The 17,583-nt window shown below is 39.3% G+C and carries 14 protein-coding genes; 6 read left to right on the top strand and 8 right to left on the bottom strand.

Going from position 1 to position 17,583, the window contains the following annotated elements; genetic code table 11:
- Positions 1–27: 27 nt before the first annotated feature.
- Positions 28–1,413 carry an aspartate ammonia-lyase gene (locus AC2IOM_RS21315; protein ID WP_486360104.1) on the top strand — a complete coding sequence of 462 codons (1,386 nt, stop codon included), beginning with the start codon at positions 28–30 and terminating at the stop codon, positions 1,411–1,413.
- 191 nt (positions 1,414–1,604) lie between these two features.
- Here AC2IOM_RS21315 and soxR read toward each other — a convergent pair whose 3' ends face one another.
- Positions 1,605–2,045, bottom strand: a complete 441-nt coding sequence (soxR, locus tag AC2IOM_RS21310) for a redox-sensitive transcriptional activator SoxR (RefSeq protein WP_486360103.1) — start codon at positions 2,043–2,045, stop codon at positions 1,605–1,607.
- A gap of 888 nt (positions 2,046–2,933) precedes the next feature.
- On the opposite strand from soxR, the gene AC2IOM_RS21305 reads away from it, so the two are divergent.
- Together AC2IOM_RS21305 and AC2IOM_RS21300 are read left to right on the top strand one after the other, a co-directional pair.
- Positions 2,934–4,307 (top strand): DNA-binding protein, encoded by a 1,374-nt coding sequence (locus AC2IOM_RS21305; protein ID WP_105171899.1) that lies wholly within the window; start codon positions 2,934–2,936, stop codon positions 4,305–4,307.
- Between the two features lie 108 nt (positions 4,308–4,415).
- Positions 4,416–5,648, top strand: coding sequence for an EAL and HDOD domain-containing protein (locus AC2IOM_RS21300; protein WP_486360102.1), 1,233 nt, complete (start codon positions 4,416–4,418; stop codon positions 5,646–5,648).
- 47 nt (positions 5,649–5,695) lie between these two features.
- Here the strand turns inward: AC2IOM_RS21300 and AC2IOM_RS21295 are convergent, their stop codons facing one another.
- From AC2IOM_RS21295 to AC2IOM_RS21280, 4 genes are all read right to left on the bottom strand, one after another.
- On the bottom strand, positions 5,696–8,281 hold the full coding sequence (locus tag AC2IOM_RS21295) for a TonB-dependent receptor plug domain-containing protein (RefSeq protein WP_486360684.1): 2,586 nt from the start codon (positions 8,279–8,281) through the stop codon (positions 5,696–5,698).
- 203 nt (positions 8,282–8,484) lie between these two features.
- Positions 8,485–8,895 (bottom strand): alternative ribosome rescue aminoacyl-tRNA hydrolase ArfB, encoded by a 411-nt coding sequence (gene arfB, locus AC2IOM_RS21290; protein ID WP_100915022.1) that lies wholly within the window; start codon positions 8,893–8,895, stop codon positions 8,485–8,487.
- Between the two features lie 137 nt (positions 8,896–9,032).
- Positions 9,033–9,338, bottom strand: coding sequence for a DUF1294 domain-containing protein (locus AC2IOM_RS21285; RefSeq protein WP_486360101.1), 306 nt, complete (start codon positions 9,336–9,338; stop codon positions 9,033–9,035).
- Positions 9,339–9,676: 338 nt separating this feature from the next.
- A complete protein-coding gene (locus tag AC2IOM_RS21280; protein WP_486360100.1) occupies positions 9,677–11,647 on the bottom strand; it encodes a BCCT family transporter in 1,971 nt (656 codons plus the stop codon).
- A gap of 312 nt (positions 11,648–11,959) precedes the next feature.
- On the opposite strand from AC2IOM_RS21280, the gene AC2IOM_RS21275 reads away from it, so the two are divergent.
- Positions 11,960–12,889, top strand: coding sequence for a hypothetical protein (locus AC2IOM_RS21275; RefSeq protein WP_486360099.1), 930 nt, complete (start codon positions 11,960–11,962; stop codon positions 12,887–12,889).
- A 104-nt stretch (positions 12,890–12,993) separates the two neighbouring features.
- On the opposite strand, the gene AC2IOM_RS21270 is transcribed toward AC2IOM_RS21275, so the two are convergent.
- Positions 12,994–13,644: a hypothetical protein gene (locus tag AC2IOM_RS21270; protein ID WP_486360098.1), complete on the bottom strand. Its 651-nt coding sequence runs from the start codon at positions 13,642–13,644 to the stop codon at positions 12,994–12,996.
- Positions 13,645–13,800: 156 nt separating this feature from the next.
- Between AC2IOM_RS21270 and AC2IOM_RS21265 the strand changes: the two genes are divergently transcribed.
- Positions 13,801–14,493 (top strand): glutathione S-transferase family protein, encoded by a 693-nt coding sequence (locus tag AC2IOM_RS21265; RefSeq protein ID WP_486360097.1) that lies wholly within the window; start codon positions 13,801–13,803, stop codon positions 14,491–14,493.
- Here the strand turns inward: AC2IOM_RS21265 and AC2IOM_RS21260 are convergent, their stop codons facing one another.
- Positions 14,494–15,462, bottom strand: a complete 969-nt coding sequence (locus tag AC2IOM_RS21260) for a DUF4382 domain-containing protein (protein ID WP_486360096.1) — start codon at positions 15,460–15,462, stop codon at positions 14,494–14,496.
- A gap of 239 nt (positions 15,463–15,701) precedes the next feature.
- Between AC2IOM_RS21260 and AC2IOM_RS21255 the strand changes: the two genes are divergently transcribed.
- Positions 15,702–16,433 (top strand): glutathione peroxidase, encoded by a 732-nt coding sequence (locus tag AC2IOM_RS21255; protein WP_010559376.1) that lies wholly within the window; start codon positions 15,702–15,704, stop codon positions 16,431–16,433.
- Positions 16,434–16,465: 32 nt separating this feature from the next.
- Here the strand turns inward: AC2IOM_RS21255 and AC2IOM_RS21250 are convergent, their stop codons facing one another.
- On the bottom strand, positions 16,466–17,236 hold the full coding sequence (locus AC2IOM_RS21250; protein WP_486360095.1) for a hypothetical protein: 771 nt from the start codon (positions 17,234–17,236) through the stop codon (positions 16,466–16,468).
- Between the last annotated feature and the right edge of the window lie 347 nt (positions 17,237–17,583).

Below are 17,583 nucleotides of genomic sequence, written 5' to 3'. Positions count from 1 at the left end.
TCTCACCAATACAAGACAAAAAAAGAAATGCGTATAGAATCAGATCTTCTCGGTACAATGACAATTGAAAACAATGTACTCTATGGCATACAAACTCAGCGCGCAGTAAATAACTTTCCGTTAAGTGACAAGACACTTTCACAATACCCTGCGATGATTAAATCACTCGCCTACGTTAAAGCAGCCTGTGTTCGCGCAAACCAGCAACTAGGTCTAATTAACGATGAAAAAGCTGATGCAATTTTTGCATCATGCAATGATCTAATTGATGGCCAGTATCATGATCAATTTCCTGTTGGCATGATCCAAGGCGGCGCTGGCACATCAACCAATATGAATGCCAACGAAGTAATCGCTAATATCGCACTGCAAAAGTTAGGGCATCCACTAGGGGCTTATCAATTTATACACCCTAATAGCGATGTAAACTTGTCGCAATCAACCAACGATGTTTACCCAAGCGCCATTCGACTAAGTATCTTGCTACAACAGCCAAAGCTGATAGCCAGCCTAGAAGGCTTGATTGAGCGTTTTTCTGAAAAATCTCAAGAATTTAAACATATTCTTAAGCTCGCCAGAACCCAATTGCAAGATGCGGTTCCAATGACATTAGGACAAGAATTTGCGGGGTTCGCATCAACGCTACGTGAAGAAATAAAGTTACTTAATCAATTAAGCCCATTCTTCTATGAAATCAATTTAGGTGGAACCGCGGTTGGAACAGGGATAAATACCAAAAAAGGCTATGCTGAGTTAGCAATCAAGCAGTTGGCATGTTTAACTGAGCTACCCTTTGTTAACGCCGAAGATTTAATTGAAGCCAGTTCTGATATGGGCGCGTTTGTAATTTACTCATCAGCACTTAAACGTCTTGCAATCAAGTTGTCTAAAATCGCCAATGATTTACGCCTATTAAGTATGGGACCGCGCGCAGGGCTAAGTGAAATAAATTTACCAGCAAAGCAACCTGGTAGTTCGATTATGCCGGGTAAGGTTAATCCAGTTATTCCAGAGGCCGTAAGCCAAGTCGCATATCAAGTAATTGGATTAGACTCAGCAATCAGTATGGCGGCTGAAGCAGGACAACTACAATTAAACGCAATGGAGCCGTTAATCGCATTTAATATTATGGAAGAAATGGCGCTACTAACTAACGCATGTAGTATGTTTGACCAGCACTGCGTTTCAGGCATTAGTGCAAACCATGAGCGCTGTCATTATTTACTAGACAATAGCCTTGCGCTTGTTACGGCATTAAACCCATTTATTGGTTACGACGCTGCAACCGACATAGCTAAAGACGCATTAAGTTCAGGTAAAAATATCAAAGACTTAGTGTTGGAAAAAGGGATCCTTAGTGAATCTCAACTAGCAGATATTATGCAACCAGAAAAATTGACTGAACCTGCGTAGGGCTTAAGCACTTTTAATAAATTTAAGTGTATAGCAAATGCTATACACTTTCTTAGCAAAGCAATACTAAACGTTGTCTGATGTGTTTATAGATTATTGCGCACCAATCTATCGCATGCAAAATGACGAGCCATAAAAATTAATTGTTAACAAAACAGCAATTTAAACCAATCCAAACTAATTCTACACCACTACTTTCGCTCTAAAATAACGGCTCCCTCGCCCTCTTCCTTTAAGCAATCATCTTGGTTATATAAGTGGCATCTTTCCAACGACAAACAACCGCAACCAATACACGATGTGAGAGAGTCTTTTAGCTTTTCAATATATAAAATCTGTTGGGTTAACTTATCACGCCACGCAGTAGCGATGTGTTCCCAGTCACTAACCGTAGGTGTCCGTTCATTAGGTAATTGCGACAAAATTTCTTTAATATCACTTAAACTAACACCAATTTTCTGGCCTGCTTTAATTAATGCGATCCGTCTTAATACATCCGGTTTATATCGCCTTTGATTGCCACTATTACGCCAACTACGAATTAATCCTTTTTCTTCGTAAAAGTGGAGCGTCGAGACTTTTACCCCAGCACGTTTTGCAATATTTCCAACCGAAAGGTTCGCATCACCCATAACTAAAATTGTTCACTGTTTAATTCTATAAAATACCCGTACATTTTTATAATAAGTGATGAAGAACTCAAGTATGACTCGAAAAAAAATACGACAAAATACGTAACAAGCTATGTCTCGGTTAATGCGAAAATAAATCGTATCTCACATTATTAAACCGACCATATTTAAGATATTAGAAAACATAAAAATGAACATGCAACGGGTAATGGTTTTAGGTTTACACTACGCAAAAAAGCACCTATTAAGATACTATCCTTGTATTCTAAAGTTACTTTCAAAATACGGCCATAATTAACTTGCTTAATGCAAATCTTCGCCTACGCCTCATGCTAAATCACGAATCGATATGTTAATCGCATAAAAACTTATGGTAATTTAACTTGGCTGAGCTTAAAGCTCGCATGTATGCTGCAACTTGTTTACGTTCGTTAACCTTATTCCTTATGTAAACAGTAAGTTAAGACTAACAAAATAATTTTTCATAATAACTGCCACTCGCTTTTGACAGCATTGCAAACACCAGTCCGAGTAATTCCAATTTAACGCATATATCTACTTAAATTTAATGCTAAAACTTCGAGTAATCGACTAAATTAGTTAAAAGAAAACAATTTTTATTATAGTACCTAATTATTAACCAAAAGTTATAAAACAGGATTTAAAATAATTAATACTTATATAAAACCACTAACTAGTTCTAAATTGGCAATTAAATAGGCTAACTAGAGTTGATCTTTTCTGGACAAAATTGCTATTGTTACAACATGCCGTTATTTTCATTTAGATGAAGTGAAAGTCTAAGCGACTTGAATTGAAATTAATACTTTATCATTAACGGCAAAAAATTAGTCCCCAAAACTATGTATGCTCTACAAGGATAGAGAAATGACAACAAATTACGCAAAAGTAAAAGAATTGTGCGACCAACTGGTTTCGGATGGAAAGCCAGTATCGGTTGAGGCCATTTTACAAGAATGTGAAGGCAGCACTGCGAGTATTCTTGCACACTACCAACGTTGGCGCAGTGAGTCGCAAGACACACGCCAAGCCACAGCTGATACAGGGTCACTAAGTGACGAGTATATGGCTGCATTTCACCGCGAGATTAAACGTTTCTCAAATGCTATTAATCGTGATTTCGAAGTTCAACTCGAACGTGCTATTGAAGCCGAAAAGTTCGCTATCCTTAGCCTACAAAAAACTGAACAAATTACCGGTGAGTTAACCGAAAAAGTGCAAATGCTTGAGGCGCGTTTAGAAGAAGAAACAAGCCAGTTTAAGCAAACAATCGCTGAAGTTGAAGACAATGCTGATGTTGAAATTGCATCACTAAAAGAGCATCACGAAAAGCAACTTCAAGACCTTACTGAGTCTAAAAATCAAACAATTGAAGATATGCGAATTGCCAATGAAAACACCATTGAGCAATTAAAAGCTAATAATGCTGCAACCGTTGCAGAATTAAAAGAGTCGAGCGAACGCACCATTGCTGAGCTGAAACAGTCTGGTGAAGCAAAAGTAAGCGAGCTTACTGAGAATGTTGCTAGCCAAGTACAAACTCTTGAAGCGGCACTTGAAGAAAAAGACTCGAAAATCCAAGCATTATTACAAGAGAAAAACTCTACGCTTTCTCAGCTTTCACAGTTAGAGCAAACTGCAAATACACACGCAGCGAAAGCAGAGCAGCATAACTCGGAAGTTGAAGATCTTCGCCAAGCAAAAGAAGCAATGCAAGCACAGCTTAAACAAGCTGAGCAAAGCATCGAAATGATGAAGAAACAAAATCTTGAGCTATCACAGCATAACCAAGACCAGCAAACAGCGGTTAAAGGTGCGAAAGAGCAAATCGAAGAAATGCAAACACAGCTGGCCGAGGCTCAGAAGATTGCGACAAGCTTTGAAAGTGAAAAAGAAAACTTACTTAAGCAAATGGACTTCGTTAAGAACAATTCAACCGCTACTATTCAGCGCTTAACGCAAAACTCTGATCAAAACCTTTCTAAGATCAGACTACTTGAAGAAAAACTTGTTAGCGAACAACAAAACGCATGGCGCTATGAGAATGAAAACGAGAAGCTACAAGAGCAACTTGAATTTATTAAGCAAAACTCTGCAACGACTGTAGAACGTTTAACACGAAGCGCCGAAAAAGCGATGGCACGTGTTCGCGACCTAGAACGTGAAGTAGATGATGCTAAGTTAGAGCTTGAACAAATACGCGCTCAAAACAACGTTGTACCGCTACAAGATCAAGCATAACCATATTAGTTAGTGAATTTGAAAAAGGGTCATTTGACCCTTTTTTATTATTGCAAAAACGCTAAAAAAAGCTAAATTGAAAGGTAAATCGCTAATTTTAAAAACAAATTGAAAATTTACACAGCACGTCAAGCAGTATTAAATCACAAAAAAAGATTAGTCGCCTATGAGCTGCTATTTCGTAATAGCCGCGCTAATTCATTTCCTACCGTAGACCCGGTTATTGCCACCTCAAAACTTATCGCCGATAGTCAGTTTATTATCGGGTTACGGCGCTTAACGTCGGGGAAAAAAGCGCTCATTAAGTTTCCACATCTTGGTATATTGCAAAAGCAGCCTGAGCTGTTACCAAGCAACGATTTTATTGTTGAGTTAATGACAGACTTCGTGCCTAATCAAGAAGTCTATGAAGCATGCCGTAGCTTATTTCACAAAAACTATGTGCTGGCGCTTGATCCCTACACTCCCGATTTTGACTGGCAACCTTATTGCAACTTATGCCGTTTGGTGAAATTTGATATTAGCAGAACGCCATTAAACACAGTAATTGCTGATATCAATAAGTTGAAGCAACAAAAAAACCTCAAACTAATGGCGACAAAAATTGAAACTCATGAAGATTTCGAACTCGCCAAACAACTTGGCTTCGATTACTTTCAAGGGTACTTCTTATGTCGTCCGCAATTAATTGAACAGCAAGATATAGTAAGCCACTCACAAACAGTGGTGTTGCTCTATACCGAACTGGTAAAAGAAGAGCTTAATTACGACAAAATCGCTAATCTGGTTGAGCAAGACGCTGCTCTTTGCTACAAATTACTACGCTTTATCAATTCAGGTCTGTTTCCTACTCGCGAAGAAATTAACTCAATTAAACAAGGCTTGATTTACCTTGGTGACCAAAACGCAAAGCGTTTTTTAAACCTAGTTGTTACTGCACACTTTGCTAAAGACAAGCCCCACGAGCTAATTCGCATGTCGACCATTCGAGCCAAATTTTGCGATGTAATTGCGCAAAAAATCGCGCCAAGTTTAAAAAGTAAATCATTCTTGGTTGGTCTTTTCTCATTATTAGATGCCATTTTCGATCGCTCTATGGACGTAATTATCAAGCAGCTCCCACTCGGAAAAGACATTAGTGATGCACTAATTGGCCAAGAGAACCTCAATAGAAATATTCTTGAACTCGTGCTTAGTTATGAATCTGGTAATTGGCAAAAAATAGAATCACAATGTAACAAACTAAAGCTCGATCAAGCGGATTTACCAGCGTTTTATTATGAAGCTATAAAGTGGAGTGATATTTTATATAACTGTACTCAGCAAGAAGACCCGCTATAAAAAAGCCCAGCAACTTGGCTGGGCTTTGACGTTATATAACTTATATATTAAAACATATAGCTTAATTTCACGTAGTAGAAACCACCGTTGTAGTCGTACGGACCACTTTCGTAATATTTAGCACCTAGTACACCATACGAAGCAGTTGGTAGTTTTTGTGCTTCTTGGTCGAATATATTGTTTGCACCAACAGCGGCTTTAAAGCTCTCATTAATGAAATAACTCACTTCCGCATCAAAGGTAAATGATGAATCCGCAATTTCATTCCAACAACCGTCTAAACAATCATCATCGGCATGCACTGCGAAGTATTCGCCGAAGTAGTTAGCGCGCACAAACATGCTGATATCATCCCAGTTTTGGGTGATTGTGAACGTAGCGCGGTGCTGAGGCATGCCTTCTTCTAAGCGTTTTACTTTACCTGTAGTTGTTGTATCCGGATTAAACGAATCAACTGTTGTTTCATTCCAGTTATACGCTAACGCAAATTTTGTTGCGCCATTGAGTAAATCGGCTGAGTAGTTAGCTACAATATCAACACCTTGTGTTGTAGTATCAAAGTCATTTGCAAAGTAGGTAACGGCCGAGATTAACTCTGGGTTTTGTACACCGAGCGATCTAAGTTCAGCATAATCTTCTTCACGAACGGTGATTTGACTAGACTGCGCGATTCGGTCTGTTACTTCAATGTTGTAGTAATCTACTGTTAAGAAGAAATCATCATATTCGTATACAGTACCTAATGCATAACTTGTTGATTCTTCCGGTGTCAGCTCTTTACCACCATAAAACGCAGAAAGTGGATCTGTTGGCGGCGCTAAGAAGCTTTGAATTAGTTCACCACCTACTAGCGATGTTGCCGTATTTACAACATTTGCCTGACCAACGGTTGGTGCTCTAAAACCAGTACTTGTTGAACCGCGGATCTGCCAATCATCTGAAATCGCATATTGCAGTGTTAACTTGTAGTTCGCTGTATCACCGAAGGTATTATAATCTTCGTAGCGAAGTGCTGCGCCAAGTAGCAAGCTTTCAGTTAAATACGCTTCAGCGTCAACATATGCCGCCCAGTTACGACGAGTATTAGTTCCTTGTGACTCTGGACCAAAACCTTTAAAACCATGAGAGCCAATGTTGAAACCGTTATCAGCCAGAGGCCCAGCTTTCCAAGACGCCTCTTCACCTGACACAATTTCAAACGATTCCTCTCTAAACTCAAAACCACCAGCAAGGTTAAGCGGATCGTCTAAACCAACCTCAAGTGATTTAACTAAATCAAAATTAAATGTCTTTTCAAGTTGAATATATTTACCCGTATCAAAATCGACCGGAGAGTCAAAGCCTAATGATGGGTTAATTGAATTGTATAGGTAGAAGTCCGCTGCATTTCGACCTACTGAGCCGCTTAAATCAAAATAAACTTCATCTAACCAGCCGCCACTAATTTCACCTTCTACACCCATGGTAAGCGATGTATCAACAATATTACCGGCAAATTGTGGTGTGTAACCTCCAGGGTAATATTTATTTGCAGCAAAACAGTTTGCATTCCCCATAACTTCTGAATACGCAGGTAAATCTGTAAGCATGCTCCCAGCTTCAAATACGAGAGGGTCTCCTGGTTGGTTGCCATTAGATGGGCATCCCCCCATACCGTTACCTGTAATATCCGCAACTAACCATTGATAATGTGATGGTGCGTCATCATCGTCGATTATTCCATCATTATTTGTGTCAGCATAGCGCAGCGCATTTGTGTAAACAGCCTCTCTATTTTGTGGGTTTCTATAGTAAAAACCGCCTGTTGCATCACGTTCAGAGTAGTTACCAAACATATAGAATTCTTTATCATTGCCTAAATCAAGGCCTACGTTACCAAAAATCGATAGATCGTCTTCAATTTCAGGGTTACCCCAAATTTGTGCTGGATCGTTAATATACGCATTACCTGAAGCTGCAAGCGCCGCCGCATCTGGGCGCTGAACTGAACGGCTCGTCGCATCGGCATTTTTTAATGCGAAAGACAAGTTAGCAAAGCCGTCATCAGTAAATGGCATGCCAATATTACCTTCAATTGTCGTGGTGTCGCCGTCACCTTCAAAATACTCACCGTATTTAACCGTGATACTGCCACCTTCGGCTGAATCTTTTAACACAAAATTCATTACGCCCGCGATGGCATCTGAACCATATTGCGCAGCAGCACCGTCACGAAGCACTTCAACTTGTTTTAAAGCGATGCTTGGAATTACCGAGATATCTGGACCTTGCGCACCATCATTTACACCACCACCTTGAAACGCAATAACCGATGCACGGTGACGTCGTTTGCCGTTTACAAGCACTAAGGTGCTGTCAGACGATAAACCACGAAGGTTAACAGGACGAATTAACGTTGCGGCATCACTGATAGGCTGTTGACGCACATTAAATGAAGGAACTTGGCTTACAAGTAGCTCAAGCATGTCAGATGAACCATGCTTTTCTAAATCATCACCACCGATAATATCAATCGGCACCGGTGAATCGGCGATTGAACGTGGCGCAGAGCGTGTACCTACTACGGCGATTTTTTCGACGTCTTTTTTAACCTCTTCGGTGTTATTTTCTTCTGCTAATGCAGAATAAGACATGGTTGATACGAGTGTTGATGAGCAGGCAAGTAGTATTGCCTTACGTAGCGCTTTAATTTTCATAATTTCCCTAGCAACTTAGTTAATTATTATGTAAACGTATTTAACATACTATTTACATAAATAGACTAAATTGGGGATTTTTCAAGTATAAAATTGAATAAAATGTATCGTTAGCACAATTTTTATACTAAAACCGTGAATTATATAATTTTTCCTCTCAGCGCTTTCGTATGACTGTGTTTTTTCTTGCTGTCTAATCGCTTTCGTTGGGAGCTTTTTGTCGGTTTTGTTGCGCGGCGTTTTTTTTGCACAACCATCGCCGATTGAATAAGCGCTTTAAGCCTATCTAGGGCATCTTGTTTGTTTTGCTCCTGAGTCCTAAATGATTGCGATTTAATTACAATAACACCATCGTTAGTAATGCGGCTGTCATTAAGAGCAAGTAGCTTTTCCTTATAAATTTGTGGCAAGCTGCTACGTTTAATATCAAATCGCAGGTGAATTGCAGTTGCCACTTTATTTACATTTTGTCCGCCACTGCCTTGTGAGCGAATCGCTGTTAACTCAAGCTCCCAATCGGCAATACTGACTGAATTTGAAATTTGTAACATGTAAAACCCTCTGTTACCTAGATTGATAAAATTAGCGTGTTTCGCATTAAACTCTATTGAGGCGGCTATAATCATAAAACCGGATTAAACAACGCGCACGCATTCAACTGTTAAAATTGTGGAAATGCAATAACGTGTTAGCGATTAAAATTTGTTAAAACAGGCAATAATGCCAGCATTGCAACACACAAAATATTTACACTAATTGTCAGCAAAAACCATTTTCGAAACGGTTGTTTTAGTGTTTTATGTCTAAAAAACGCTTGCGCAAATACAGCACCTAACCAGCCACCTAACACATCATAAATATGAAGCGTCGATTCAGGCACGCGTACTTTATCTTTTTTAGCTTTGTACTTATCAATACCATAAACAATAAAGGTGAAAACACTCATCACGATGTACACAGGGACGAGCCAAAACGGCAATAACGTTAACCACACTAAACAGGCTATTACTAGGCAAAATAATATTACAAATAAGATCATTAAGATGAGAAATTGGTTATCTAAATCAGCACTACGCAGTCTATCAGATTACAGACGTAAGGTTTGTAAAATTCAAACCAATAAAAGTCCTGTTAAATAGCTAATTTGGTAGCGAATAGAATACTTACCAACCGCACCAAGTTTTATCGCTGTTGTGGTCAGCATCAAAAGTCGTCTTGTTAGTTTTAAATAAAAGCTGCGCTCTCATTCACACGATACGAAATAGCAAAGTATCAAACAACGTTTAGCCAGAATACATAAAAAAGGGCGACACACAGTTCGCCCCATTTCTATTAGCTATTGCTTACGGTAACCGTCTCATCGCGCAACAAATGTAAAAAGTGCATATGCTTTTGGTATTGATCAATTACATCGTTAATAACCGCATTCTCCGACCATCCCATAATGTCGTAGTCTTGACCACCTTCTACTAAATGCACCTCAGCGCGATAGTAGCACTCTTCGTCTTCGTCGCTGTTAAAGCTCGGTTGTACATGTTTTTTCTTATGAACACCGTAAACAAAGTCATGTTCGTCGCCGTGATACACTTTTAAAATAAGCCCTGAATCTTTAATAATAATCTCGGTCTGAATATCATTAAGTTCGAATTGATTTTTCAACGCTTTAAACGCCCGCTTTACAACTTTATTAATAAAATCAGCCGTGTTCTTTTTGTCAGGTGTTGACACAATATTATTGAGTTTTTCTTGCCAGTCTTCACCATCAACATAATGATTTGTCGGCGTTATGTTCATTTGTAAACTGTCCATCTTTGCAGCTTCAATTTGCAGCGCTTTAACTAAACCAAAACACGCAAATAGCAACACGATAGCAAAGGGTAACGCGCTGGCAATTGTCATGGTTTGTAATGCATTCAAGCCCCCCACTAAGCTTAACACCGCAGCAACTACGCCAACGCCGATAGCCCAATACAAGCGTTGCCAAAGCGGTGTATCGTCCTCACCATTTGAACACAGCATATTAATTACCATTGCGCCTGAATCGCATGAGGTTACAAAGAAAATAACAATCATTAATATTGAAAGCCCGGTTAAGAATGCACTCCATGGGAAGGCTTCTAAAAATACAAACAGAGCAACGGCCGAGTCACTACTTACCATCTCCATTAACGACACATAACCTTGCTCTACCACAAGATAAATTGCGCTATTACCGAAAATAGTCATCCATAATAAAGTAAAGGCCGTAGGCACAACCATCACACCTAATATAAATTCACGAATGGTACGCCCTTTTGAAATACGGGCTATAAACAATCCTACAAATGGCGCCCATGCAAGCCACCACCCCCAATAAAAAATGGTCCAGCCACCAATCCAACTTTTCTTTTCATAGGCAAATAAATTAAATGTATTTGACACAATTTCAGACAGGTACTGGCCCACGTTTTGTACATATGCCTGAAGTAGAAATACCGAAGGCCCAAGTACAAAAATAAAAATCAACAAGGCAATGGCTAGCAACATATTAGTTTCAGACAAAATTTTAATGCCCTTATCAAGCCCAGTTGCGACTGAAATAGATGCAAGTGCAGTAATTGCAAGCATAATAAGCACTTGGTTAAGTACACTTACATCAATATCGAATAAATAATTCAGTCCTGAGTTTACTTGGCTTGCGCCAAGCCCAAGAGATGTGGCCACGCCAAATACCGTACTCACAACCGCAAACACATCAACGACATGTCCTTGCCAGCCATAGATTTTATCACCAATAATCGGGTGTAATGCAGAGCGAAGCGTTAACGGTAAGCGATGACGATAACTAAAATACGCAAGCACCAAGGCCACGATGGCATATATTCCCCACGCATGAAAACCCCAATGGAAAAAGGTTATTTTCATCGCTTCTCTAATTGCATCAAGGGAGTTGACCTCAGCAGTTGGTGGCGACACATAATGCATAATCGGCTCAGCAACACCGAAAAACATCAAACCAATGCCCATACCCGCAGCAAACAGCATGGCTATCCAAGTCGATAACTTATAGTCTGGCGTAGAATGATCCGGCCCGAGTTTCACCGAGCCAAAGCGCGATAAACTCAAATACAAGACAAAACCAAGGATAATGGCGACCGCCAAGATATAGAACCAACCACCGTTCGTAACTATGGTTGATTGCAATGAGTTATATAGTTCATTGGAAAATTCTGGCGCCATAATCGCCACAATCAAAAGAACAGATATAACAAAAGACGCAGGTAAAAAAACCGCTTTATTTAGAACATTTGTTTTAGTTTGCATAAGTCAGGGAATTTGCTTAGTACTCTAATTATTATAATGCAATATCAAGGCGTATTCTTAACTTTTTATACGATTCACCCGATTTACAACTTTAAAATATAACTATGACGCGCTAAAAAAAGCGTGATTTCCATAATTAACCTATCAATAGAAATAGTTCGACATCTTAACGATAGTAAATGCATTTACGTTCAACTCTATAAACATTTAGCAAATTACCTGAGTAACAAAGTGCAAGTCAGTGCAAAAAACACTCAACTTTAAATTTTTTATGCCGATGATAAGTTACGGATAATTGTAATTGGATGACACATGAAAATTGAAAGCGCAAATGTAAAACTTGAAAACACGTATGTCGGTGAATTTGTATCAGAGCGGCGAGAAACTCCCATCACTCCACCGAGCGAACCGAGTGTGCAAAAAGTAGAGCATTCTTTGGAGGATATTTCACTTGAAGACGATGCAAAAATTCATATTCTAAAATTACTTATTCAAGAGCTTACCGGTAAAGAAATTGATTGGTTTGACAAAAACGAGATGGAGCAGCCCGAAACAAGCCAACCAGTAGAAGCTGACACGAGTCAACCAGACGGCCCTATCGAAGTTATCGTTGAAAGACTTAACCATGAACATCAAAGTAACGACCTAAAACTTGCAGGAGAACTCAAGCTTGAAAGTGGTCGTCAGATCAGGTTTGAGTTCAAGTTGGCGTTTGAGCAAACTCATACTGAGTATCAACGATCAATTGAAACCATAAATATGAAAGACCCGCTTGTGATCAGTTTTACCAATAAGCCGGTTTCTTTAAGCGCTAGTGAACACGGCTTTGATATCGACGCTGATGGTGAACAAGATAAAATTGCACATCTTGACAAAGGGTTTGGCTATTTAGCACTTGATCGAAACAACAATGGCAAAATTGATAACGGTAACGAACTTTTTGGTGCACTGAGTGGTAATGGCTTTAACGACCTTAGCCAATACGATGAAGACACAAACGGCTTTATTGATGAAAACGACAGTATTTTTCAGTCGCTACACGTATGGGTTAAAAATGAAAATGAAGACCGACTTATATCACTAAGTGACGCAAATATTGGTGCCATAGGGCTACAACACGCCCAAACGCCGTTTAATATCCGTAACGACGGTGAACTCAAAGGCGCAGTCCGTCAGTCGGGATTTTATTTGAATAACAACGGTCAAGTTGGTTTATTACAACAAATTGACCTTGTGGTTTAAGTCTTAACTTTAAACTTTGAATATACTACTAGGTGCGAGCCCATGTGTTTTGTCGAGATATATTTATTACGTCATTTACAAAGCACATGGCAGCCCCATATCCCTTACTTACTCACTAACAAACGTTTTTTCTCTTGCTTAAACTGCGCATTTAATTCGTCAATTAATGCTAAAAGTACAGTTTGGTCGTCATTACTTAGCGCTAACTTTGTTTGCAAACGCGAGTCAAACGGGCTTTCAGCGATGTTCGATAAATGATTTAGGTACGCATCCGTATGCAACAACATTGCAGCCACTTTACTTTGAATATTAAGCACACACAAAGCGAGATCATTTGACGCCAGCATTTCGATTTGTTTTACCGCCAAGCTTATTTTTAATTGATCATCTTGCACCGTCTGCCGAGTATTGCTGATAAGCGCTTGAAAGTCTTTTTTTAACTGAAGTTCTTTATTTGGATTATTTAGCTCTACCGCTGCGTTTGTATCTTCTAAAAAGGCTTTTGATGCTGCATCTAACTTTTCAGCGATTTCAGATTTATGACGAAAAATCATTTCGCCCAATAACGTTTGAAATACCAGAAGTTGGTTAGCCGTTATTTCGAATAATTTTAGGTGTGCATGCCCTGCTATATTATCCGTAACCGCATTCTCCTTTTGTTGATGCTGTTTAAAAAGAATAATAAAAATCAGCACAATAATCAGGCTTAAGGCAATTTGTGCGTTATTTTCAATCAGTAAAATAATGTCAGACATAAGTAGTGTTTGCTTTTTTGCTTAATTCAATCATGGTTTTAGAGATTTTTGAAGCGTTATCAGTTAGTCTGGTCATTAAATACACATAAACATCACTACTGACACTCCCTGACAAACAAATCGTTATTATTAACAAAAACAACAAGGACAGTAATTATGATAACACTCTATGAATTTCCACCCGCTTTTGGCCTTACCAACGCAAGCCCATTTGCGCTTAAGCTTGAAGCCTACTGCAAATTGGCCAAAATAGAATACCAAGTCAAATATCGTATCGATTCAGAAAAAATGCCAAAAAAGAAGTTCCCCGTGGCATTGATCAACAACGAATTAGTCGCCGACTCAAATATTATTCTCGCGCAATTAGATCAAACAGCGCAACTTGATGCTTCACTAAGCAACGAGCAGCATGCACTTGGTTATTTGATTAAAGAGTTAATTGAAGAAAAACTGTATTGGTGCTTAGTTTATAGCCGCTGGGTTGATGACGCTTTTTGGCCGACAACTAAAACCGAGTTATTTTCAGAAATGCCCGTAGTTCTCAAACTCTTTGTACCAAATTTAGTAAGAAAGAACCTAATAAAAAGCATTTATGCGCAAGGGCTTGGGCGACATTCAAGAGCGCAAATATATGATTTTGCAATTGAAGCAGTAACGCATTTGGCTAACTTACTTGGAGAAAAACCGTATTTTGTATCTGATTACATGACCCAATATGACTGCGCGGCCTATGCAACATTAACCAACCTATTAAATGGAAAACTTGAAACACCAATAAAAGCAGCGATTGAACAAAAGCCTAATTTAGTGGCTTACATCAATCGCTGTTATGAATCATGTGGTGTTTAGTTAAAAATTAACGTCGCTTACATTACCAGAGGTCACTGTAACAGATGTACTTTGACCTTCTGGTGATGGAATGGTTAAGCCATCAAATTGAATGTTGTCATCAACTAAGTCGTTACAGCGAAGCGCTGCAACATAATCACCAGCTTCAACAAAACCAAACTCAAATTCACCGGCAACACTGGCATTCACGCTAGCAAGTGGCGCAGATACCGTAGGTGCTTCACCAGTAAAGCTTTCATCTTCAGCATCAAACAAATCACCTAACTCAGTTGCATCACCTGAATACAGATACACAGTACACGGCCCTAAGTTTAAATTTTCAGCTGAAATAGTACCACTGATTCCGCCTGCATTACTTACCACCTTAATACCGTGTGGTTTTAAAATAAAACCGTTTTTCGATGGATCGTTACCACGCTGCACAAGCGAACTTCTTAAATCAAACTCTATGGTATACGCAGGTGTGTCACCTTGTTGTTCAAGTGCTGCATCAACTGCAAATTCACCTAAACGCAAACGCGAGCTAGGCACTTTAATTGCGTATAAATTCGCATCATTATCAAGCTCTACGTAAGAGCCAGCATCTACAATTACTAATTCTAATTTGTAGTTACCTTGATCTAAGGTAATTCCAGCAAGTTCATCGATGATCTTCTTTTGATCTGCACCTTGGTATTCAAGCAAATTAATAGCGATTGACTGAACACTTGTTCCATCTTCTAAAACAAACTCTTCAACTAACGTTTCTTCTGACACTTCGCCTGCGTCATCAAGCGCTAAAATTTTAATTGTGTCTATTTCAATTACCACTGCAATTGCATCATCTACCGGTGCATCACTTACGCCTAGCGAAAACTTTGCTTGTTGTTCGCCTGTTACTGGCGGTACCGTTACATCATCATCGTTAGATGAGCTGCCACCGCACGCGACAATTAACATAGATAAAAGTAATACTAAATAAATTTTCATAATGGACCCCTTTGTTCGCACTACACCATTATAGTAGATTGCATAAGGCTTATAGATACGTACATTGTATGAGTTTCGCGGTGTTCATTAAAAACAATCAAATAGCATGAGGAAAATTTAACTAACCTTGCACAATCGATTAAATAGATTAATTACACCCATTTAATCCATTAGAGCTTAGATTAGTTAATTGGCATACTAAACCCAGTTAAAAATACAGATATATAGAAGGGCGTACCATGTTGAAAGATATTTCAGGACAATCAGTACCACAAGTCACTTTACCAATTTTTGCTAACAACGAATGGCAAACAGTAACAACAGATGACTTATTTAAAGGCAAAACAGTGGTGGTATTTTCACTACCAGGCGCATTTACACCAACCTGTTCATCAACCCATTTGCCACGCTTTAACGAACTTGCCAATACCTTTAAAGCGAATGGCGTAGACGATATTTTATGTGTATCGGTTAACGATAGCTTTGTTATGTCAGCATGGGCAAATGACCAAGAAGCTGACAATATTCGCTTAATTCCAGATGGTACAGGTGAATTTACCCACGGCATGGGTATGCTTGTTGACAAAAGCGCGATTGGCTTTGGCAAGCGTAGTTGGCGCTACTCAATGCTAGTAAAAGATGGCGTAATTGAAAAAATGTTTATTGAACCAGAGGTAGACGGCGACCCGTTTGAAGTATCAGACGCCGATACCATGCTTGATTACATCAACCCGAATGCGGTTAAACCAAAGCCTGTTGCATTATTTACTAAACCGAACTGCCCATATTGCCAAAATGCAAAACGATTACTCGATAAGCATGGCTTTAATTATGAAGAGATTGTTCTGGGCAAAGACGCAACGTTAACAAGCTTAAAAGCTATGTCAGGGCGAGAAACCGTGCCACAAGTCTTTATTGGTGGTAAGCACATTGGTGGCTCAGACGATTTAGAAAGCTACTTTCAGGACTAACCATATATAAAAAGGCTGCATCTGCAGCCTTTTTAAAACCTAAACTCTACATTGAAATGCGCACCCGTCTCATTATTAGTACGTTCAAACCATTCGGCACGGTGATGCACAACTTCTCCGGTGACTGCAAGCCAAGTTAACAATTCATACTCTAAAGCCAGACTCAAACCATACGCATTACCTTTGTCTGAGAAATAAGACGCTACACACGTTTTATTCCAGCCACAGCCCTCATTAATGGTTACATTTTGCTCCACATCATAGTGTTCGAATAGATAATATTTACCATCTACATCACCATTTTGATAAAACACACTACCGTACAATAAGGCTTGACGATTCAAGCGATATCCTGCAATCAAGGACAAGTCATAACTTTTTTGTTCCATTGACCAATCATTATATTGCTTTGTAGGACTTTCGCTGCGCTTAGCCCAAATATAACCAAGGCTGCCAGCTAACGACAGGTTGCCCGTTTTCTTCAGCTCAAGCGGTGCGCCTAACATTTGGTATTTTAAGCTAACTTGATTTTCTCCGTTATCAACAAAACGTGCCTCAAAACCTTTACCTAGTGTCATCGCCGCTGAGAAACGCAGCGTATTATCTCGTTCGCTCTTTTTATTTTTATTTATGGCGATTTGGTTTGAGCTATCGGAGCCTGCGGTAATGTTAAAATGGAAAGGTTGGCTATTAACTTCGGGGCTATCAAATCGCGCCATGCGCGGTTTCACTTCAGGCGTCGATTCACACCCTGCAAGCACAATACTTGATACCACCGTGCTTATGACAATCAGCTTGTTCAAAAGAAAGTCCTTTTTAATAAAATAGGTGTCAATGATACGGTGATTTTCTTTTCTAATTCAAACCATTGTGTAAATAAACGTAATCAGCAGCCATAATTAAAACACCTTGTAAATCGATGACTACAACACGGCTTACAACATCAATAGCGCGTAATAATGTAAAGAGATAAAAGACATAACCCACTACCAAAGCGGTAGTGGGTTAGTGTTATAGAGCGTGATGACCCTACTGTCTATTTCTGCAGCGCTTTGTTGTCGCTTTTTTACCTAGACCACAAAGCCTACAAAGCCTACAAAGCGACACTGCGACCAAAACAGTTTGGATTTGGACAGAATTCAAACCTTAA

It is taken from the genome of Pseudoalteromonas sp. NS-SX12 (genome assembly GCF_057367955.1).
The sequence above is the reverse complement of the archived record's forward strand: the minus strand, read 5'-3'. Positions and strand labels throughout refer to the sequence as shown.